Consider the following 15,983-nt stretch of genomic DNA (forward strand, 5'->3'; position numbering starts at 1 on the left):
TCGGCCGGAATGCGACGAGACCGCATTCCGGCCGAAAGAAGGATCTGCAATGGCAGGTCAGGCGCGCAGGGTGCCGCCGGTCGTCTTTTCCACATTGCCGACGATCTTCTTCGTCAGCGCGTCGAAATCCTCATCCGTCAGCGTCTTGTCGGTCGGCTGGATCAGTACCTCGATGGCAACCGACTTGCGGCCCTCGCCGAGCGAGGCGCCCTCGAACACGTCGAAGACAGTGACGCCGGTGATCAGCTTGCGGTCGGCGCTGCTGGCCGCCTTGATGATCGATCCGGCATCGACCGCCTTGTCCACGACGAAGGCGAAGTCGCGCTTCACCATCTGGAAGGGCGAAAGCTCCAGCGCCGGCTTGGTGCGGGTGGCCTTCTTCTTCGGCTCCGGCATCGCATCGAGATAGACCTCGAAGCCCGCCAGCGCGCCGGACACGTCCAGCGCCGACAGCGTGTTCGGATGGAATTCGCCGAAATGGCCGAGCACCACCTTCGGGCCCATCTTGATCGTGCCGCAGCGGCCGGGGTGATACCAGGCCGGACCGCCCTGCTCCACCTGGACATTGGCCATGGGCAGGCCGCAGGCCTCGATCACCGCCAGCGCATCGGCCTTGGCATCGAAGACATCGACCGGCTTGCCGCCGCCCTTGGCGGCATTCGACCAGGAGCGGCCGGCTCCGGCAAGCGACGCCGTGCCGCGGCGGATACCGCCCGCCACGCGCCGCTGTGCGTCGGGCGTATCGCCCTCATAGGTGCCGGACACTTCGAAGATCGCCACGTCGCCATAGCCCTTGTCGGCATTGCGCTGGGCAGCCGTCAAAAGTCCCGGCAGCAGCGAAGGGCGCATGTCGGACATGTCGGCGGCGATCGGGTTGACGAGTTTCAGCGAAGGCTTGCCGCCGCCGAACAGTCTTGCCTGATCTTCCGGAATGAAGGACCAGGTGACGGCTTCCAGCATACCGCGCGAGGCAAGCGCACGCCGCGCCGTGCGGGTGCGGATCTGCAGCGTCGTCAGGATGCGGCCATTGACCGTCTCCTTGGCCGGCAGCGGCTCGGGCTTGATGTTGTCGACGCCGTGGATGCGCATGACCTCTTCCACGAGATCGGCCTTGCCGTCGACATCCGGTCGCCAGGAAGGAACCGCCACCTGCACGCGGCTTTCGTCGCCGGACAGGATCTCGAAGCCGAGGCCGGTCAGGATCTGCCGGCTTTCTTCGACGGAAACGGTCAGGCCCGTCAGCCGCTTGACGTCCGAGAAGGGGAAATCGACGACCTTGCGGTCATGGCCCTTGTAGCCGGCGATCTTCGCCTTGGCCGGCGTGCCGCCGCAGAGCTGCACGACCAGTTCCGTGGTGCGCTCCAGCCCCGGCATCATATATTCGGGATCGACGCCGCGCTCGAAGCGGTAGCGCGCATCGGTGATGATGCCGAGCGCGCGGCCGGATTTGGCGATGTTGATCGGGTCCCACAGCGCCGATTCGATCAGCACGTCCACGGTGTTCTCGTCGCAGCCGGAATGCTCGCCGCCCATGATGCCGCCGATCGATTCGACGCCATTGTCATCGGAAATGACGACATTACTGGCCGACAGCTTGTAGGTGCGGGTGTCGAGCGCAAGGATTTCCTCGCCCTCGACGGCACGGCGCACCACGAGATTGCCCTTCACCTTTGCGGCGTCGAACACGTGCATGGGCCGACCCTGATCGAAGGTCATGTAATTGGTGATATCGACCAGCGCATTGATGGGGCGAAGGCCGATCGCCTTCAGCCGCTGCTGCATCCAGGCCGGGCTCGGGCCGTTTTTGACGCCGCGCACGAGACGCAGCGCAAAGCCCGGGCAAAGCCGCTCGTCATCGAGATCGATGCGCACGTCGACGGTGGTTTCGCCATCCACCGGCAGCGCCGGAACCTTCGGCGCCTTCAGCGTGCCGAGGCCCGACGCCGCCAGGTCGCGTGCGATGCCGTAGACGCTGGTGCAGTCCGGGCGGTTCGGCGTCAGGTTGATCTCGATGACCGGATCATCGAGACCGGCATAGGTCGCAAACGGCGTGCCCACCGGCGCATCGTCGGCCAAGTCGATGATGCCGTCATGGTTGTCGGAGATGTTGAGTTCCTTCTCCGAGCACATCATGCCATGGCTTTCGACGCCGCGGATATTGCCGACGGAAAGCGTCACGTCGATCCCCGGAACATAGGTGCCCGGCCGCGCCAGCGCCCCGACGAGGCCTGCCCGCGCATTCGGCGCACCGCAGACGACCTGCACCGGTTTGCCGTCGCCCGTATCCACCATCAGCACCTTCAGCCGGTCGGCAGACGGATGCTTTTCGGCGGAGATGACCTTGGCGATGACGAAGGGCCTGTAGGCCGCCCGGTCATCGACATCCTCGACCTCGAGGCCGATCGCGGTGAGGCGCTCGCAGACCTGTTCAAGGTTCGCGTCGGTTTCCAGATGTTCCTTCAGCCAGGAGAGCGTGAATTTCATGGGTCTATCCTCCTTGCAGAATTACACACTCAAACCGCCGAACAGCGTCGGCATGTCGAGCGGGCGGAAACCGTAATGGCTCATCCAGCGCACGTCGGCGTTGAAGAAGTCGCGCAGGTCGGGCATGCCATATTTCAGCATGGCGATGCGGTCTAGGCCCATGCCCCAGGCAAAACCCTGGTATTCATCGGGATCAAGCCCGCCGGCGCGCAGCACGTTGGGATGGACCATGCCGCAGCCCAGAATTTCCATCCAGTCCTTGCCCTCGCCGAACTTGACGATCGGGCCGGACGAGCGGTCGCACTGGATATCCACCTCGAAGCTCGGCTCCGTGAAGGGGAAGAAGGACGGGCGGAAGCGCATGGTGACGCTGTCCACCTCGAAGAAGGCCTTGCAGAATTCTTCCAGAATCCAGCGCATGTTGCCGACATGGCTCTTCTTGTCGACGACAAGGCCTTCGACCTGATGGAACATCGGCGAATGGGTGGCATCCGAATCCTGGCGATAGGTCTTGCCGGGAATGACGATGCGGATCGGCGGCTTCTGGATTTCCATCGTGCGCACCTGCACCGGCGAGGTATGCGTGCGCAGCACCTTGCGCTCGCCCTTCTCGTCCGGGGCCAGGAAAAAGGTGTCGTGCATCTCGCGGGCAGGGTGCCCTTCCGGGAAATTCAGCGCCGTGAAGTTGTAATAATCCGTCTCGATATCGGGGCCTTCCGCAATGGAAAAGCCCATGTCGGCAAAGATGGCAGTGATCTCGTCGATGATCTGGCTGATCGGGTGGATGCGGCCGCGCTCAGCCGGCGAGGAGCGGACCGGCAGCGTCACATCCAGCGTTTCCGCAGCGAGGCGGGCGTTGATCGCGGCATCGCGCAGCACGGTCTTGCGGGCGGCAAGCGCCTCCGTCACCTCGGTCTTCAGCGCATTGATCGCCGCGCCGCGGGTCTGGCGCTCTTCAGCGCTCATGGCGCCGAGCGTCTTCAACAGGTCGGAGACGGAGCCCTTCTTGCCGAGCGCAGAGACGCGGACGGCTTCGAGGGCCGCTTCGTCGCCGGCAGCCGCGATTTCCGTCAGAAGCGAGGTTTTCAGGTTTTCCAGATCGGACATGGTTTCTTCCATATGAAGCCCGGCAAAGGCCGGAACGTGACCCTGACGTACGGTCGTGACATGAAGCCTTGACAGACAAATGAAAAACCCGCGCCAGCCGAGACCAGCGCGGGTTTCCCAAATTCAGTGAAGCTAGATAAGCCTGGGAAGCGCTGGTTAACGAACCGCGCTTTCAAACTCGTTGGCCGTGCCGGCATCCTTGAGATAGGCGAGAGCCTTCTTGGAGGCTTCGACCAGGGCGCCGAAGGCAGCCGGCTCATGGATTGCCATGTCGGAGAGAACCTTGCGGTCCACTTCGATGCCAGCCTTGTTCAGGCCGTCGATGAAGCGGCCGTAGGTCAGGCCGAATTCGCGGACGGCAGCATTGATGCGCTGGATCCAGAGGGCGCGGAAGTTCCGCTTCTTGACGCGACGGTCGCGCGTCGCCATCTGGCGCGAACGATCGACGGCAGCCTTTGCGGCGCGGATGGTGTTCTTGCGGCGACCGTAGAAGCCCTTGGCGGCCTTGAGGGTCTTGGTGTGCTTGGCGCGAGAGGTTACGCCACGTTTTACGCGTGCCATGTCATGATCTCCTTAAAGTGTTCCGGAAGCGAAAAGGTCTCAGAGACCGTTCGGCAGGTAGTTCTTGATGACCTTCTTGCCGTCAGCTTCGGCCAGAATCATCGTGCCGCGTGCATCGCGGATGAACTTGTTGGAACGCTTGATCATGCCGTGGCGCTTGCCGGCGGCAGCCGCAACGACCTTGCCGGTCGCGGTGATCTTGAACCGCTTCTTGGCGGAGGACTTCGTCTTCATCTTGGGCATTTTGCTACTCCATAATTCTTGTATCGGCACCAACTGACGAGGCCAGCGCCAAGCAATTCAAGAACGGACACGGCATGCCCTGCCGGACCGTTCGGACGCGCGCTTATAGCGGCTGATGCCGTAAAGCGCAATGGGGAAAGCGGGATTGTCGCCACCGGCGCAGGCGGCAGATCCGGGCGCCTCACAGAGACGGACAGGCTGGCCTCAACGAGGGGCCAGCACCATCATCATCTGGCGGCCTTCAAGCTTCGGCTCGGCCTCCACCTTGGCAATCGCCGCGGTGTCTTCCTTCACCTGAAGCAGAAGCTTCATGCCCAGTTCCTGGTGCGCCATTTCGCGACCGCGGAAGCGAAGCGTCACGCGAACCTTGTCGCCATCCTCGAAGAAGCGGTTGATGGCCTTCATCTTCACCTCATAATCATGGGTGTCGATGTTCGGGCGCATCTTGATTTCTTTGATTTCGACAATCTTCTGCTTCTTGCGTGCTTCGGCCGCCTTCTTCTGGTTGGCGTATTTCAGCTTGCCGAGATCGAGGATCTTGCAGACCGGCGGGTCATTGTTGGGAGAAATCTCGACCAGATCGAGACCAGCCTCCTCCGCCATCTTGAGCGCCTGATCTGTCGGCACGATGCCGAGGTTTTCACCCTCTGCGTTGATCAGCTGAACGCGGGGGATGCGGATTTCCCGGTTGGAGCGCGGCCCGTCCTTGACTGGAGCGTCGGCTTTGAAAGGTCTGCGAATGGTCGTATTCTCCTCGAATTGTTTCTGGATCGCAGCGGCGATCATCTGCGCTCAAGCGCAATAGCGGGCAATGTCGTCAACGCTGCTTCGAAGTCAATAGCATATTTGCTGGGAGAAATCACCTGCTGCCGGCTTTTCGCGAATCTGCTCTATAGGCAGCCACACAGCCGGAGAGACAGACGCATGACACAGCCATCCGACCCCATCCGCGCCGCCACCCTTGCCGTCGGTGAGAACGGGCAGGCCCGCCCGATCGCGACGCTTTACCGTCCCGCAGAACGTGCAGAGACCGGGCCGATGCTCGTCTGGCTTGGCGGCTATCGCTCGGACATGACCGGCACCAAGGCGCTGGAGATGGACAGGCTGGCCGGTGAGCGGGGCCTTGCGGCGCTGCGCTTTGACTATTCGGGCCACGGCCAGTCCGGCGGCGCCTTTCGCGACGGGACAATTTCCCGCTGGCTGGAGGAAACGCTCGCGGTGATCAATGCTCATCCGGCGAACGAGATCATCCTGGTCGGCTCTTCCATGGGCGGCTGGATTGCGCTGAGGGCCGTGCAGGAACTTGGCCGCCGCCCCGGAGCGCCGACGGTGCGCGGCATGGTGCTGATCGCACCCGCACCCGACTTTACCAGCGAACTGATCGAACCGGCATTGTCCGACGCCGAACGCCGGTCGCTGGAGGAGCGCGGCTTCTTCGAGGAACCCTCGCAATACAGTCCGGAGCCCAATATCTTCACCCGCGCCCTCATCGAGGATGGTCGCCGCAACCGCGTGCTGCAGGGACTGATCGAGACCCGTTGCCCGGTCCACATCCTGCAGGGCATGCGCGACGAAGACGTGCCCTACCAGCATGCACTCAAGCTGATGGAGTTCCTGCCGGCCGACGACGTGGTGCTGACGCTGGTCCGTGACGGCGATCACCGGCTGTCGCGGCCGCAGGATATCGAACGGATGCAGGCCGCGATCACCGCTCTCCTATAGGGTGTCCTGCCTTGCGCCGCAGGGGATGCAGCATTCACGCAGCAATCTTAACCATAAACGCAGAGTCCCGCCGTTAAGACTCTGTTCATAATTGACACCTCGTCCCTTTGGCTCTTAACCTTTTGTTAGGATTTGAAGGGACGGGTCCATGATGAATGCCCTGAACGCGCGGCATGTAGCCGTGGTGCTTGCTGTTGTGCTTGGCTCCGCCTCGGCCGCGGTTCCGGCCTCTCGTCCACTGGCCAATATGGTGACGGGCAATGTGACCTCCCAGCCGATCGGCCATTACGAATTCTGCCAGCGCCATCCCGACGAATGCAACATCCGCTTCACCTCCACTCCGCCGGCCAAGGTCACCGCCTATGGCTGGCAAATGATCCACGAGGTCAATGAGTCGGTAAACCATCGCATCACCGCCAAGACCGACATGGAAGTCTACGGCAAGGAAGAATACTGGGAGTATCCGGTGGATGCCGGCGACTGCGAGGACTATGTGCTGGAAAAGCGCAAGGAACTTTCCGAAAAGGGCTTTTCGCTGGCCGATCTGCTGATCACCGTGGTCCGCAAGCCCGATGGCGAAGGCCATGCGGTTCTGACGGTGCGCACCTCCGAGGGCGACTTCATCCTCGACAACCTGACCGATGACGTGAACCTCTGGACGGCCACGCCCTACACCTATCTGAAGCGTCAGGCGACCTTCAACACCGGCCGCTGGGTCACCATCGAGGATGGCCGCGACATTCTGGTCGGCGCACTGCGCTGATTGACCGGACATAGGACACAGAAGAGAGGCCGGCGGATGCTGGCCTTTTTTGTTGTCTGGACGGGCAGTGCGGCTGGCCGTCGCTCCTGGCTGACGCCCCGGCGCCTCGCTTCAGGCTCGGCGCGTTCGCTGCTCAAAACGTGCCACGGCTAAGTTTTGCCGGCTACGCCGTCGCTCCTGGCTGAAGCCCCGGCGCCTCGCTTGGGCTCGGCGCGTTCGCTGCTCAAAACGTGCCACGGCTAAGTTTTGCCGGCTACGCCGTCGCAGCTCACCCATTCCCAATCAAAATGCCGGCGGCGAGGACGAGGGAGCCGCCGAACACCACCTGGAAGACAGCCCGCAGGAAGGGCGTTTCCATATACTTGTTCTGGATGAAGGCGATCGCCCACAATTCGATGAAGACGATGAAGGCCGCGACGATCGTCGCCGTCCAGAAGTGTGGGATGAGATAAGGCAGTGCGTGGCCGAGGCCGCCAAGCGCCGTCATGATGCCGCAGGCAAGGCCGCGCTTCAGCGGCGAACCACGCCCGGACAGCTTGCCGTCGTCATGCGAAGCCTCCGTGAACCCCATGGAAATGCCGGCACCGACCGACGCCGAGAGGCCGACCAGAAAGGTCTGCCATGTGTCCTGGGTGGCAAAGGCCGCCGCGAAGATGGGGGCGAGCGTGGATACCGATCCATCCATCAGGCCGGCAAGACCGGGCTGCACATAGGTGAGGATGAACTGGCGGCGCTCGGTGGCCGCCTCCTCCTCGCGCACCTCTTCCGGCGCATGCTTGTCGCCCAGCATGCGGGCAATCTCGCCATGCCCCTGCTCGGCCACGGCAAGATCACCCAGAAGCTGTCGTGTTGAGGCGTCTGTCACCCGCTTGATGGCTTCCAGATAGAAGCGAGCAGCCTGCTCCTCCATCAGTTCGGCCTGGGCCCGGATCGTCTCAAGCGAGAGATTGGTCATCAGCCAGTCCGGCCGGCGCTGGTAGAAGCCGCGCACATGCTCGCGCCGGATCAGCGGGATGTCCTCGCCGAACCGCTGGCGAAACTGCGAGATCAGCATGTTGCGGTGCGCATGCTCCACCTCGGCCATATCGCGAAAAACCTTGGCGCTGTCCGGCGCCTGAGGCTCGAGGGCGCGGGCATAGGACTGATAGATCCGTGCATCCTCCTCTTCCGATGAAATGGCGAGCGCGAGGATCTCCGCCTCGCTGAGGGAATCGAAGCTGCGGCGGGAAGAGCCGCGAAACAGGTCGAGCATGTCGGAATTCCTTTTTAGAATTATTCTAATAATAGGGGTTCCGGGAAAATCTGACAAGCCTGAAACAAACGGCCGAAGTGTCGCGCGCCACCCGAAAACCGCGAAGGGTCAGCGCGGCCGCCCTTTTGCCTTGCAGCGCCGACAACAAAATGATTTAGGGGCCGGTAGCCTGGGCATATGCTCAGCACCCCCTGAAATTGAAGGCTTTTAGTCCATGAACCGCAGATCCTTCTTCCGCCAGGCCGGTGTTGCCGGAGTTGGCGCAGCCGCCCTTGCCGCTCCCGCCATTGCCCAGGAAAACCCGGAACTGACCTGGCGCCTCACCTCGTCCTTCCCGAAGAGCCTCAACATCCTGTTCGACAGCGCCACCGAGATCGCCAGAAGCGTGTCGGAAGCCACCGATGGCAAGTTCCAGATCCAGACCTTTGCGGCCGGCGAAATCGTGCCGCCGCTGCAGGCGGCCGATGCGGTGGCGGCCGGCACGGTGGAAATGGCCCATACCTGCGCCTACTACTATGTCGGCAAGGATCCGACCTTCGCGCTCGGCACCGCCATTCCCTTCGGCCTCAATGCACGTCTCAGCAATTCCTGGTTCACCGTCGGTGGCGGCAACGACCTGCTGAACGAATTCTTCGCCGGCCACAACCTCTATGCCCTGCCGTCGGGCAATACCGGCGCGCAGATGGGCGGCTGGTTCCGCAAGGAAATCAAGACCGTTGACGATCTCAAGGGCCTGAAGATGCGCATTGCCGGCCTTGCCGGCCAGGTGATGAGCAAGGTGGGCGTGACGCCGCAGCAGATCGCCGGCGGCGATGTCTATGCCGCGCTTGAAAAGGGCACGATCGACGCCACCGAATTCGTCGGTCCCTATGACGACTACAAGCTCGGCTTCTACAAGGTGGCCAAATACTACTACTATCCTGCGTGGTGGGAAGGCGGCCCGACGGTTCACACCTTCTTCAACCGTGACAAGTTCAAGAACCTGCCGAAGCGCTACCAGCGGGTGCTGACCGATGCCTGCGCCCGCGTCAATGCCCTGATGCTGGAACGCTACGATGCGCTGAACGCCAAGGCGCTGCGCGAACTGGTGGGCGAAGGCGCCATCCTACGCCCCTTCAGCCAGGACATTCTGGAGGTCTGCTACAAGGCGGCCCAGGAAACCTATGCCGAAATCAGCGCGACCAATCCCAACTTCAAGAAGATCTACGACAGCCAGCAGGCCTTCAAGAAGGACGGCTATCTGTGGCTGCAGATCGCCGACTACAGCTTCGATACCTTCATGATGATCCAGCAGCGCAACGGCACGCTGTAAGCGGCGCAACCGCCAAAAACGATAGGGAAGGCGGCGGCCGGCAGCGGCGGCCGCCTTTTTGTCATGCAGGGAAAATGGACCAGACCCGGCCTCCTGGCCTGCCACTCCGCTCTATGCGCGGCCTTAACATTTGATATTGCGCAAGAAGACCATGGGCCTATGGTGTCGCCTGCTGCACGGAGAAAGTCATGCCGCAACGGCACACCCGGTTCTATCCCAGCATCCTCGGACCGAGCGACCTTGCCATTCTGGACAGGGCGATCCGCTCCGTCGTATTTGCCTGTGACAGGCAGGCGGATGCGCCCGATCCGGACAGCATTGCGCGCATCGTGCTGCGGCTTTACCGCATGGGTCTGACGCAGCCGGAAAAGCTGGCAGCGCTGTCCGCACGGCTGGCCTGCGCCGCCGCCGTCTCAGGTAGCGGTGCGGACCGGTTTGCCCGCCGGGCGGCCGTCCCTTCTCCCTCCCGGCGCTGAAACCCCGCATTGCAGCGGGGTCTCGGATCGATATGCCATCGAAGGATCGAGAGGCTTGGCGCCGTTCACTTGCTGCCGTTGTTGCGCCGGCTCTTGGCACCGACACGGTCGTTCTGGCTGGCGGTCTTGCCGTCCGGCTGTTGCCCGTAATAGGTGCCGCCGAGATGGCCGCCGGCGCTGGTGTTTTCCACCTGAGCCTTGGCGCGGGCCTGCAGTTCCTTGACATTGGTCTTGCTCATGCTTGCCTCCGGGTTGGCAGGGGTGATGGTGACCAACCCTCGAACCACCTGGAAGTTCCCCCTGGACATCTCGCCGGGTCGTCCGTCCCGGATCGCGTTTCGAGACGACCTTGATCATGTTTCAGGTCGAGAAGCCTGCCGAAAACCGAAAGTTTGCCCTCGTCGCTTCATCCAACGAGGTTTTCCCATGAAAAGGCTTCTTCTCCTGACCGCCCTTCTTTCAAGCGCCTTCCTGCCCTGGACGGCCTTTGCCGAGACCGTCATCGGCGTCACCACGATTTCCGTTCCCTCGATGCAACGCGGCAAGCCGCTCTCCGTCGATGTCTGGTATCCCTCGAAGGCCAAGGCGCCGGAGGCTCTCGTCGGCGACAACCGCATCTTCACCGGTGCCGCCGCCAAGCCGGATGCGGCGATCGATCCCGGCCGCCACCCGCTGATCCTGCTGTCGCACGGCTCCGGCTCGCGGGCGCAAGGCATGACCTGGATTGCAGCCCGTCTTGCGGAACAGGGTTTCATCGTTGCCGGCCCCGATCATCCCGGCACGACCAGCGGCGATTCAACGCCGATTGCCACGCCGCGCATCTGGGAGCGGACGCAGGATCTCTCCAACATCATCACCTGGATGACAGGAGATGCCCGCTGGCAGGCTTCCGTCGACGCCGCGAAGATCGGCGTCATCGGCTTTTCGCTCGGCGCCAGCACGGCACTGGAACTGATCGGCGCCCGCGCCGACCTCAACGCCTATGCCGATTACTGCGACCGCTATACCATGATGATGGATTGCCAGTGGTTTGCCGGCGGCTTCGGCTTCGTTGACGGCAAGCGGGTCGCCTCGCCGGTCGTGAAACTGCGGGACTTCGACAAGGCACATTTCGAACAGTCGAATCTCGATCCCCGCGTCACCTCCGCCGTCATCGTCGACCCCGGTCTCGCGACCGCCTTCAAGGCCGACAGCCTGACGGCGATCAAGGTGCCGACGACCGTCATCAATCTGGGCAGCCCGGGCAGCGTGCCCGTCGCCGTCAAGGCCGATATGCTTTCCGCCAAAATCCCCGGCGCCCAGTACCGCCAGATCCCCGGCGCCAACCATTTCAGCTTCCTGCCGATCTGCAAGCCCGATGCGCAGGATGTGCTGAGCGAATCCGGCGATGCCGACCCCATCTGCGACGGCAAGGGCCTGCGCGACCGGGCGGAAATTCACAAGGATGCGGAAAAGCTGATTGTCGAGGCCTTCGAGACGACGCTGAAGTAAGGTCAGGCCACCCGCTTGTAGAACAGGGTGGTGCTGCAGAAGCCGCCCTGCGGCCACAGCGCGTAATCGGGAATGACGCCGGCCTTTTCCCAACCGAAGCGGGGGTAGATCGCCTCCGCTTCGCTGCCGGTCGCGGTATCCAGCACCAGAAGGGTGCGACCGCGCCGCGCGGCTTCCTCCTCCACCAGCGCCATAAGCTTGCGCGACAGGCCAAGGCCGCGGGCCGAGCGGTGCACGAGAAGCTTCATCAGATCGCCGCGATGCGGCTGGTTCGGCTTCTGGGCCAGCCCGACCTGCACGGTGCCGACCACGCGGCCCTCCACCTCCGCAACCGCAAGGATCGTGTGGCCGGCGGCGACGCTCTCGACGATGCCCTGCCAGTAGCCCAACGCGTCCTCAGGCGCAAAAGGCAGCATGAAACCGACGGAAGCGCCACCATTGACGCAGTCGGACAGAACCTCGCACAGGTCGGCAACCAGAGGGGCAGCATCTTCGGCGGAGACGAGGCGGCAGGTGGTCATAGGCATCGGCATGTCTTTCATCGCTCAGCGCCCGCGGTCCAGGATGACGGCATAGCGCACGGGTTGATCGGTGGGATTGTGGAACTGGAAGGCGTCGCCGATATCCATGAACAGGCAGTCGCCCGCCTCCAGCCGGTAGGTCTCGCCGGGCAGGATCATCTCGAGCACGCCCGCAAACACCCAGATATGCTGGGTCATGAACCGGCTCTCTTCCCGCGGCGGGAAGCTGACGCGCGCGCCGGGCGGGAAATCCACCTCGACAATATCGACGCGGGACGAAACACCCGGCGGCGACACGGAGCGGCGCAGATAACCGGTGACCGGATCGCGCCAGATCCGCTGCTGCCCCCGCCGCGCAACGGGCGAGCGGTCCGGCTGATCCGGTGCAAAGAATTCCGAGAGCGACAGGCCGAGCGCCTCGCACAGACGCGCCAGCAGCGCTGCCGTGGGGCTGGCCTCGCCCCGCTCGATGCGGGAGATCATCGCGCGGCTGACCCGGGAGGCGGAGGCCAGCTGGTCGAGCGTAAACCCTTCCCGCTGCCTGAGTGCCTTCAACCGCTCGCCGAGCGCGCCTTCGAACTGTTCGTCATTCTGTTCCATGGCCTGATCCTGCATTTCCATTATAGTGGAGTCAATAGAGCGCATGATGGAATTTTTGAGAATTCGAACGACAGCCTGCGGCGTCTTCGCGATAGCCTGAGCCTAGCGAAGAAGTTACTCTTGCGCCCATCTCGCATATCCCTTCGGTCGGCACCGGTCACAGGTCCCGTCACCACCTTGTCCTTTGGGAGGCTTCATGCACGGCCCGCCTGATCGGGGTTCCTCTCCCCTGTCGATCGCCAGTATCGTCGCCTCGATGACCACGGCGGCGGTGGGCAGCGGCCTGATGTTTGCCTACAGCCCCTATATGCTGGCGCGATCGGCCGATGCGGCCTGGGCACCGGGCGCGGCCGTCACCGCCGTTGCCTTTGGCGGGCTGGTGGGCTGTGTCGTCACGGGGCCGCTGATCCAGCGGGTCGGCCATGCGCGGCTGTTTGCCTGCTCGATGGGGATCGTCATCATTGCAGCCGCCTTCATCGCCTCGAACCTCTCCGTCTCTCTGTGGATTCTCGGGCGCGGGCTCTATGGCGCGGCGGCCAATTGCAACTTCATCATCGCCCAGAGCTGGCTGAACCATGCGGCCTCGAACGCCTGGCGGGGCCGCGCTATGTCCTTCTTCTACATGGCCTATGTGCTGGGGCTCGGCTGCGGCTCCTGGCTGTTCGGGCAGATCCCGACCTCGGGCAACCTGACGCCGCTGCTGACGATCTTCTTCACGGCGCTGGCAATCCTGCCGATCGGCCTGACGCGGCTGCCGAACCCGCCGGCCCCGGCGCGGGTCAATGTCGATGTCGGCATGGCCTGGCAGATTTCGCCGGTCGGCCTCATCGGCGTTCTCGCCTCCGGCGGGCTGTCGATGGTGGTGCAGGGCTTCGTGCCGATCTATGCCACCACCAACGGCGTGGCACAGCAGCAGGTAGGTCTGCTGATGTTTGTGATGCAGACCGGCCTGCTCTTCGTGCAGTATCCGCTCGGCATCCTTTCCGACCGGATGGACCGCCGCCGCGTGCTGCTCATCACCTGCGCCATCATTCTGACGGCCGGAACCGCAGCGCTGTTTGCCTCCTTCACCCACATGATCCTGTTCATGCTCATCTTCCTGGTGTTCGGCGGCGCGATCGAGACGATCTATTCGATTGCCAACGCCCATTCGAACGACCGGGCCGATCCCGGCGATTACGTGCCGCTGTCCAGCACGCTGCTGGTGGCCTGGTCGGCCGCCGCCACCGTGGTGCCGCTGGCCGTGACGGCGCTGATGCCCGTCTTCGGCCCCAAAACCTTCATCGGTGCCGCCCTTCTCGTTGCGGCCGCCTATATGCTCTTCACATTGTGGCGGCTGAACGAACGCGATCCCGTTCCAACCGCCGAACGAGAGAGCTTCGAACTGCGCAGCGCGCAACTGCCGAATGCCGCCGTGCTGACCGATCCGGAAGCGCGCGCGGCCGACCAGTCGACGGAACCGACCGGCTGACGACGGACAAAGCGGCGTCCGGACCGGCGAAAGCCCCGGTTTTCTCAAGCTTTGCCGCAATTTCCCGCTAGGCGTTGCAAGGCCTCGCTGCTATATGCGCGAGCCATGAGCACAGACCGTACGCCCCTCGACCATATCCGCAACTTTTCCATCGTCGCCCATATCGACCATGGCAAATCGACGCTTGCCGACCGCCTGATCCAGTCGACCGGCGGCCTGGCCGACCGTGAGATGTCGGAGCAGGTTCTCGACAACATGGAGATCGAGAAGGAGCGCGGCATCACCATCAAGGCCCAGACGGTGCGCCTGCACTACAAGGCCAACAATGGCGAAACCTATGTGCTGAACCTGATCGACACGCCCGGCCACGTGGACTTCGCCTATGAGGTCTCGCGCTCGCTCTCGGCTTGCGAAGGCTCGCTGTTGGTGGTCGATGCCAGCCAGGGCGTGGAAGCCCAGACGCTCGCCAACGTCTATCAGGCGATCGACAACAACCACGAGCTGGTGACGGTTCTCAATAAGATCGACCTGCCCGCCGCCGAACCGGAGCGGATCAAGGAACAGATCGAGGAAGTCATCGGCATCGACGCTTCCGACGCCGTGCTGATTTCGGCCAAGACCGGCCTTGGCATTCCGGACGTGCTGGAAGCCATCGTGCACAAGCTGCCGGCGCCGCAGAGCCCCGGCGGCGAAAAGGCGCCGCTGAAGGCGCTGCTGGTCGACAGCTGGTACGACACCTATCTCGGCGTGATGGTTCTGGTGCGCATCATCGATGGCGTGCTGTCGAAGGGTCAGCAGATCCGCATGATGGGCACGGATGCCAAGTATACCGTCGAGCGCGTCGGCGTGCTGACGCCGAAGATGGTCAATGTAGACAGCCTCGGCCCCGGCGAGATCGGCTTCATCACCGCCTCGATCAAGGAAGTGGCAGATACCCGCGTCGGCGATACGATCACCGAGGACAAGCGCCCGACAGCGGCAGCCCTGCCCGGCTTCAAGCCGGCCCAGCCGGTGGTGTTCTGTGGCCTCTTCCCCGTCGATGCCGCCGACTTTGAAGACCTGCGCTCTGCCATGGGCAAGCTGCGCCTCAACGACGCCTCCTTCTCCTTCGAAATGGAAAGCTCGGCAGCACTCGGCTTCGGCTTCCGCTGCGGCTTCCTCGGCCTGCTGCACCTCGAAATCATCCAGGAACGCCTGGAGCGCGAGTTCAATCTCGATCTCGTCGCGACCGCGCCCTCCGTCGTCTACCAGATGACGCTTACCGACGGCACGGAGAAGGAATTGCACAACCCGGCCGACATGCCGGATGTGGTGAAGATCGACGAGATCCGCGAGCCCTGGATCAAGGCGACCATCCTGACGCCGGACGAGTATCTCGGTTCCGTGCTCAAACTCTGCCAGGACCGCCGCGGCATCCAGACCGAACTCACCTATGTCGGCACCCGCGCCATGGTGACCTACGAACTGCCGCTCAACGAAGTGGTGTTCGACTTCTACGACCGGCTGAAGTCCATCTCGAAGGGCTATGCCTCCTTCGACTATACGATCACCGACTACCGCGCCGGCGACCTCGTGAAGATGTCGATCCTCGTCAACGGCGATCCTGTCGATGCGCTCTCCATGCTGGTCCACCGCTCGGCGGCCGACCGGCGCGGCCGCGGCATGTGCGAGAAGCTGAAGGAACTCATTCCGCCGCACATGTTCCAGATCCCGATCCAGGCCGCCATCGGCGGCAAGGTGATCGCGCGCGAAACCGTGCGCGCCCTGCGCAAGGACGTGACCGCCAAGTGCTACGGCGGCGACGCCACCCGCAAGCGCAAACTTCTGGACAAGCAGAAGGAAGGCAAGAAGCGCATGCGCCAGTTCGGCAAGGTGGAAATCCCGCAGGAAGCGTTTATCGCAGCGCTGAAGATGAACGACGAGTGAGGCTTTTCGCGGCCTCGCATCTGCTTCATAATCCCGCCTGCGGACCCTTGGGGG

Annotated in this window: 16 protein-coding genes; 7 read left to right on the forward strand and 9 right to left on the reverse strand. The window is 63.1% G+C overall.

The window, feature by feature from the left end:
• Window positions 1–57: 57 nt before the first annotated feature.
• The 5 genes from pheT to infC all read right to left on the reverse strand — a co-directional run bounded on the left by pheT (window position 58) and on the right by infC (window position 5,136).
• Window positions 58–2,484, reverse strand: a complete 2,427-nt coding sequence (gene pheT / locus FNA46_RS21050; protein ID WP_143127180.1) for a phenylalanine--tRNA ligase subunit beta — start codon at window positions 2,482–2,484, stop codon at window positions 58–60.
• A gap of 21 nt (window positions 2,485–2,505) precedes the next feature.
• Window positions 2,506–3,591, reverse strand: a complete 1,086-nt coding sequence (pheS, locus tag FNA46_RS21055; RefSeq protein WP_143127181.1) for a phenylalanine--tRNA ligase subunit alpha — start codon at window positions 3,589–3,591, stop codon at window positions 2,506–2,508.
• Between the two features lie 156 nt (window positions 3,592–3,747).
• Window positions 3,748–4,152 carry a 50S ribosomal protein L20 gene (rplT, locus tag FNA46_RS21060; RefSeq protein ID WP_143127182.1) on the reverse strand — a complete coding sequence of 135 codons (405 nt, stop codon included), beginning with the start codon at window positions 4,150–4,152 and terminating at the stop codon, window positions 3,748–3,750.
• 39 nt (window positions 4,153–4,191) lie between these two features.
• On the reverse strand, window positions 4,192–4,395 hold the full coding sequence (gene rpmI, locus FNA46_RS21065) for a 50S ribosomal protein L35 (protein WP_099056273.1): 204 nt from the start codon (window positions 4,393–4,395) through the stop codon (window positions 4,192–4,194).
• 204 nt (window positions 4,396–4,599) lie between these two features.
• Window positions 4,600–5,136 carry a translation initiation factor IF-3 gene (gene infC / locus FNA46_RS21070; protein WP_215568157.1) on the reverse strand — a complete coding sequence of 179 codons (537 nt, stop codon included), beginning with the start codon at window positions 5,134–5,136 and terminating at the stop codon, window positions 4,600–4,602.
• Between the two features lie 183 nt (window positions 5,137–5,319).
• Between infC and FNA46_RS21075 the strand changes: the two genes are divergently transcribed.
• Both FNA46_RS21075 and FNA46_RS21080 read left to right on the forward strand, forming a co-directional pair.
• Entirely contained in the window at window positions 5,320–6,117 is a 798-nt protein-coding gene (locus FNA46_RS21075) for an alpha/beta hydrolase (RefSeq protein ID WP_143127184.1), read from the forward strand.
• 247 nt (window positions 6,118–6,364) lie between these two features.
• On the forward strand, window positions 6,365–6,880 hold the full coding sequence (locus FNA46_RS21080) for a transglutaminase-like cysteine peptidase (RefSeq protein ID WP_425468790.1): 516 nt from the start codon (window positions 6,365–6,367) through the stop codon (window positions 6,878–6,880).
• A gap of 268 nt (window positions 6,881–7,148) precedes the next feature.
• On the opposite strand, the gene mbfA is transcribed toward FNA46_RS21080, so the two are convergent.
• Window positions 7,149–8,132 (reverse strand): iron exporter MbfA, encoded by a 984-nt coding sequence (gene mbfA, locus FNA46_RS21085; RefSeq protein ID WP_143127186.1) that lies wholly within the window; start codon window positions 8,130–8,132, stop codon window positions 7,149–7,151.
• Between the two features lie 214 nt (window positions 8,133–8,346).
• On the opposite strand from mbfA, the gene FNA46_RS21090 reads away from it, so the two are divergent.
• Both FNA46_RS21090 and FNA46_RS21095 read left to right on the forward strand, forming a co-directional pair.
• The gene (locus FNA46_RS21090) at window positions 8,347–9,444 is read left to right on the forward strand and encodes a TRAP transporter substrate-binding protein (protein WP_143127187.1); all 1,098 of its coding nucleotides are present in this window, start codon (window positions 8,347–8,349) and stop codon (window positions 9,442–9,444) included.
• Window positions 9,445–9,632: 188 nt separating this feature from the next.
• On the forward strand, window positions 9,633–9,920 hold the full coding sequence (locus FNA46_RS21095; RefSeq protein ID WP_143127188.1) for a hypothetical protein: 288 nt from the start codon (window positions 9,633–9,635) through the stop codon (window positions 9,918–9,920).
• Between the two features lie 65 nt (window positions 9,921–9,985).
• Here FNA46_RS21095 and FNA46_RS26190 read toward each other — a convergent pair whose 3' ends face one another.
• Window positions 9,986–10,159, reverse strand: coding sequence for a hypothetical protein (locus FNA46_RS26190; protein ID WP_185969943.1), 174 nt, complete (start codon window positions 10,157–10,159; stop codon window positions 9,986–9,988).
• 187 nt (window positions 10,160–10,346) lie between these two features.
• Between FNA46_RS26190 and FNA46_RS21100 the strand changes: the two genes are divergently transcribed.
• Complete coding sequence (locus tag FNA46_RS21100) at window positions 10,347–11,411, forward strand: alpha/beta hydrolase family protein (RefSeq protein WP_143127189.1); 1,065 nt, start codon at window positions 10,347–10,349, stop codon at window positions 11,409–11,411.
• A gap of 2 nt (window positions 11,412–11,413) precedes the next feature.
• Here the strand turns inward: FNA46_RS21100 and FNA46_RS21105 are convergent, their stop codons facing one another.
• Together FNA46_RS21105 and FNA46_RS21110 are read right to left on the reverse strand one after the other, a co-directional pair.
• The gene (locus tag FNA46_RS21105; protein WP_143127211.1) at window positions 11,414–11,932 is read right to left on the reverse strand and encodes a GNAT family N-acetyltransferase; all 519 of its coding nucleotides are present in this window, start codon (window positions 11,930–11,932) and stop codon (window positions 11,414–11,416) included.
• A 24-nt stretch (window positions 11,933–11,956) separates the two neighbouring features.
• Window positions 11,957–12,532 (reverse strand): helix-turn-helix domain-containing protein, encoded by a 576-nt coding sequence (locus FNA46_RS21110; RefSeq protein WP_143127190.1) that lies wholly within the window; start codon window positions 12,530–12,532, stop codon window positions 11,957–11,959.
• A 196-nt stretch (window positions 12,533–12,728) separates the two neighbouring features.
• Between FNA46_RS21110 and FNA46_RS21115 the strand changes: the two genes are divergently transcribed.
• Together FNA46_RS21115 and lepA are read left to right on the forward strand one after the other, a co-directional pair.
• Window positions 12,729–14,003, forward strand: a complete 1,275-nt coding sequence (locus tag FNA46_RS21115) for an MFS transporter (protein ID WP_143127191.1) — start codon at window positions 12,729–12,731, stop codon at window positions 14,001–14,003.
• A gap of 105 nt (window positions 14,004–14,108) precedes the next feature.
• Window positions 14,109–15,929 (forward strand): translation elongation factor 4, encoded by a 1,821-nt coding sequence (gene lepA, locus FNA46_RS21120; RefSeq protein ID WP_143127192.1) that lies wholly within the window; start codon window positions 14,109–14,111, stop codon window positions 15,927–15,929.
• The last annotated feature ends 54 nt before the right edge of the window (window positions 15,930–15,983 follow it).

The sequence above is a fragment of the Affinirhizobium straminoryzae genome (assembly GCF_007004135.1).
Classification (GTDB): Bacteria; Pseudomonadota; Alphaproteobacteria; order Rhizobiales; family Rhizobiaceae; genus Neorhizobium; species Neorhizobium straminoryzae.

What these genes read in the sequence shown, in the direction of transcription:
- mbfA (WP_143127186.1), bottom strand. Translation starts at nt 8,132, where the DNA reads ATGCTCGACCTGTTTCGCGGCTCTTCCCGCCGCAGCTTCGATTCCCTC.
- pheT (WP_143127180.1), bottom strand. Translation starts at nt 2,484, where the DNA reads ATGAAATTCACGCTCTCCTGGCTGAAGGAACATCTGGAAACCGACGCG.
- FNA46_RS21110 (WP_143127190.1), bottom strand. Translation starts at nt 12,532, where the DNA reads ATGGAACAGAATGACGAACAGTTCGAAGGCGCGCTCGGCGAGCGGTTG.
- rplT (WP_143127182.1), bottom strand. Translation starts at nt 4,152, where the DNA reads ATGGCACGCGTAAAACGTGGCGTAACCTCTCGCGCCAAGCACACCAAG.
- FNA46_RS21095 (WP_143127188.1), top strand. Translation starts at nt 9,633, where the DNA reads ATGCCGCAACGGCACACCCGGTTCTATCCCAGCATCCTCGGACCGAGC.
- FNA46_RS21115 (WP_143127191.1), top strand. Translation starts at nt 12,729, where the DNA reads ATGCACGGCCCGCCTGATCGGGGTTCCTCTCCCCTGTCGATCGCCAGT.
- FNA46_RS26190 (WP_185969943.1), bottom strand. Translation starts at nt 10,159, where the DNA reads ATGAGCAAGACCAATGTCAAGGAACTGCAGGCCCGCGCCAAGGCTCAG.
- lepA (WP_143127192.1), top strand. Translation starts at nt 14,109, where the DNA reads ATGAGCACAGACCGTACGCCCCTCGACCATATCCGCAACTTTTCCATC.
- rpmI (WP_099056273.1), bottom strand. Translation starts at nt 4,395, where the DNA reads ATGCCCAAGATGAAGACGAAGTCCTCCGCCAAGAAGCGGTTCAAGATC.
- FNA46_RS21080 (WP_425468790.1), top strand. Translation starts at nt 6,365, where the DNA reads ATGGTGACGGGCAATGTGACCTCCCAGCCGATCGGCCATTACGAATTC.
- FNA46_RS21075 (WP_143127184.1), top strand. Translation starts at nt 5,320, where the DNA reads ATGACACAGCCATCCGACCCCATCCGCGCCGCCACCCTTGCCGTCGGT.
- pheS (WP_143127181.1), bottom strand. Translation starts at nt 3,591, where the DNA reads ATGTCCGATCTGGAAAACCTGAAAACCTCGCTTCTGACGGAAATCGCG.
- FNA46_RS21090 (WP_143127187.1), top strand. Translation starts at nt 8,347, where the DNA reads ATGAACCGCAGATCCTTCTTCCGCCAGGCCGGTGTTGCCGGAGTTGGC.
- FNA46_RS21105 (WP_143127211.1), bottom strand. Translation starts at nt 11,932, where the DNA reads ATGACCACCTGCCGCCTCGTCTCCGCCGAAGATGCTGCCCCTCTGGTT.
- FNA46_RS21100 (WP_143127189.1), top strand. Translation starts at nt 10,347, where the DNA reads ATGAAAAGGCTTCTTCTCCTGACCGCCCTTCTTTCAAGCGCCTTCCTG.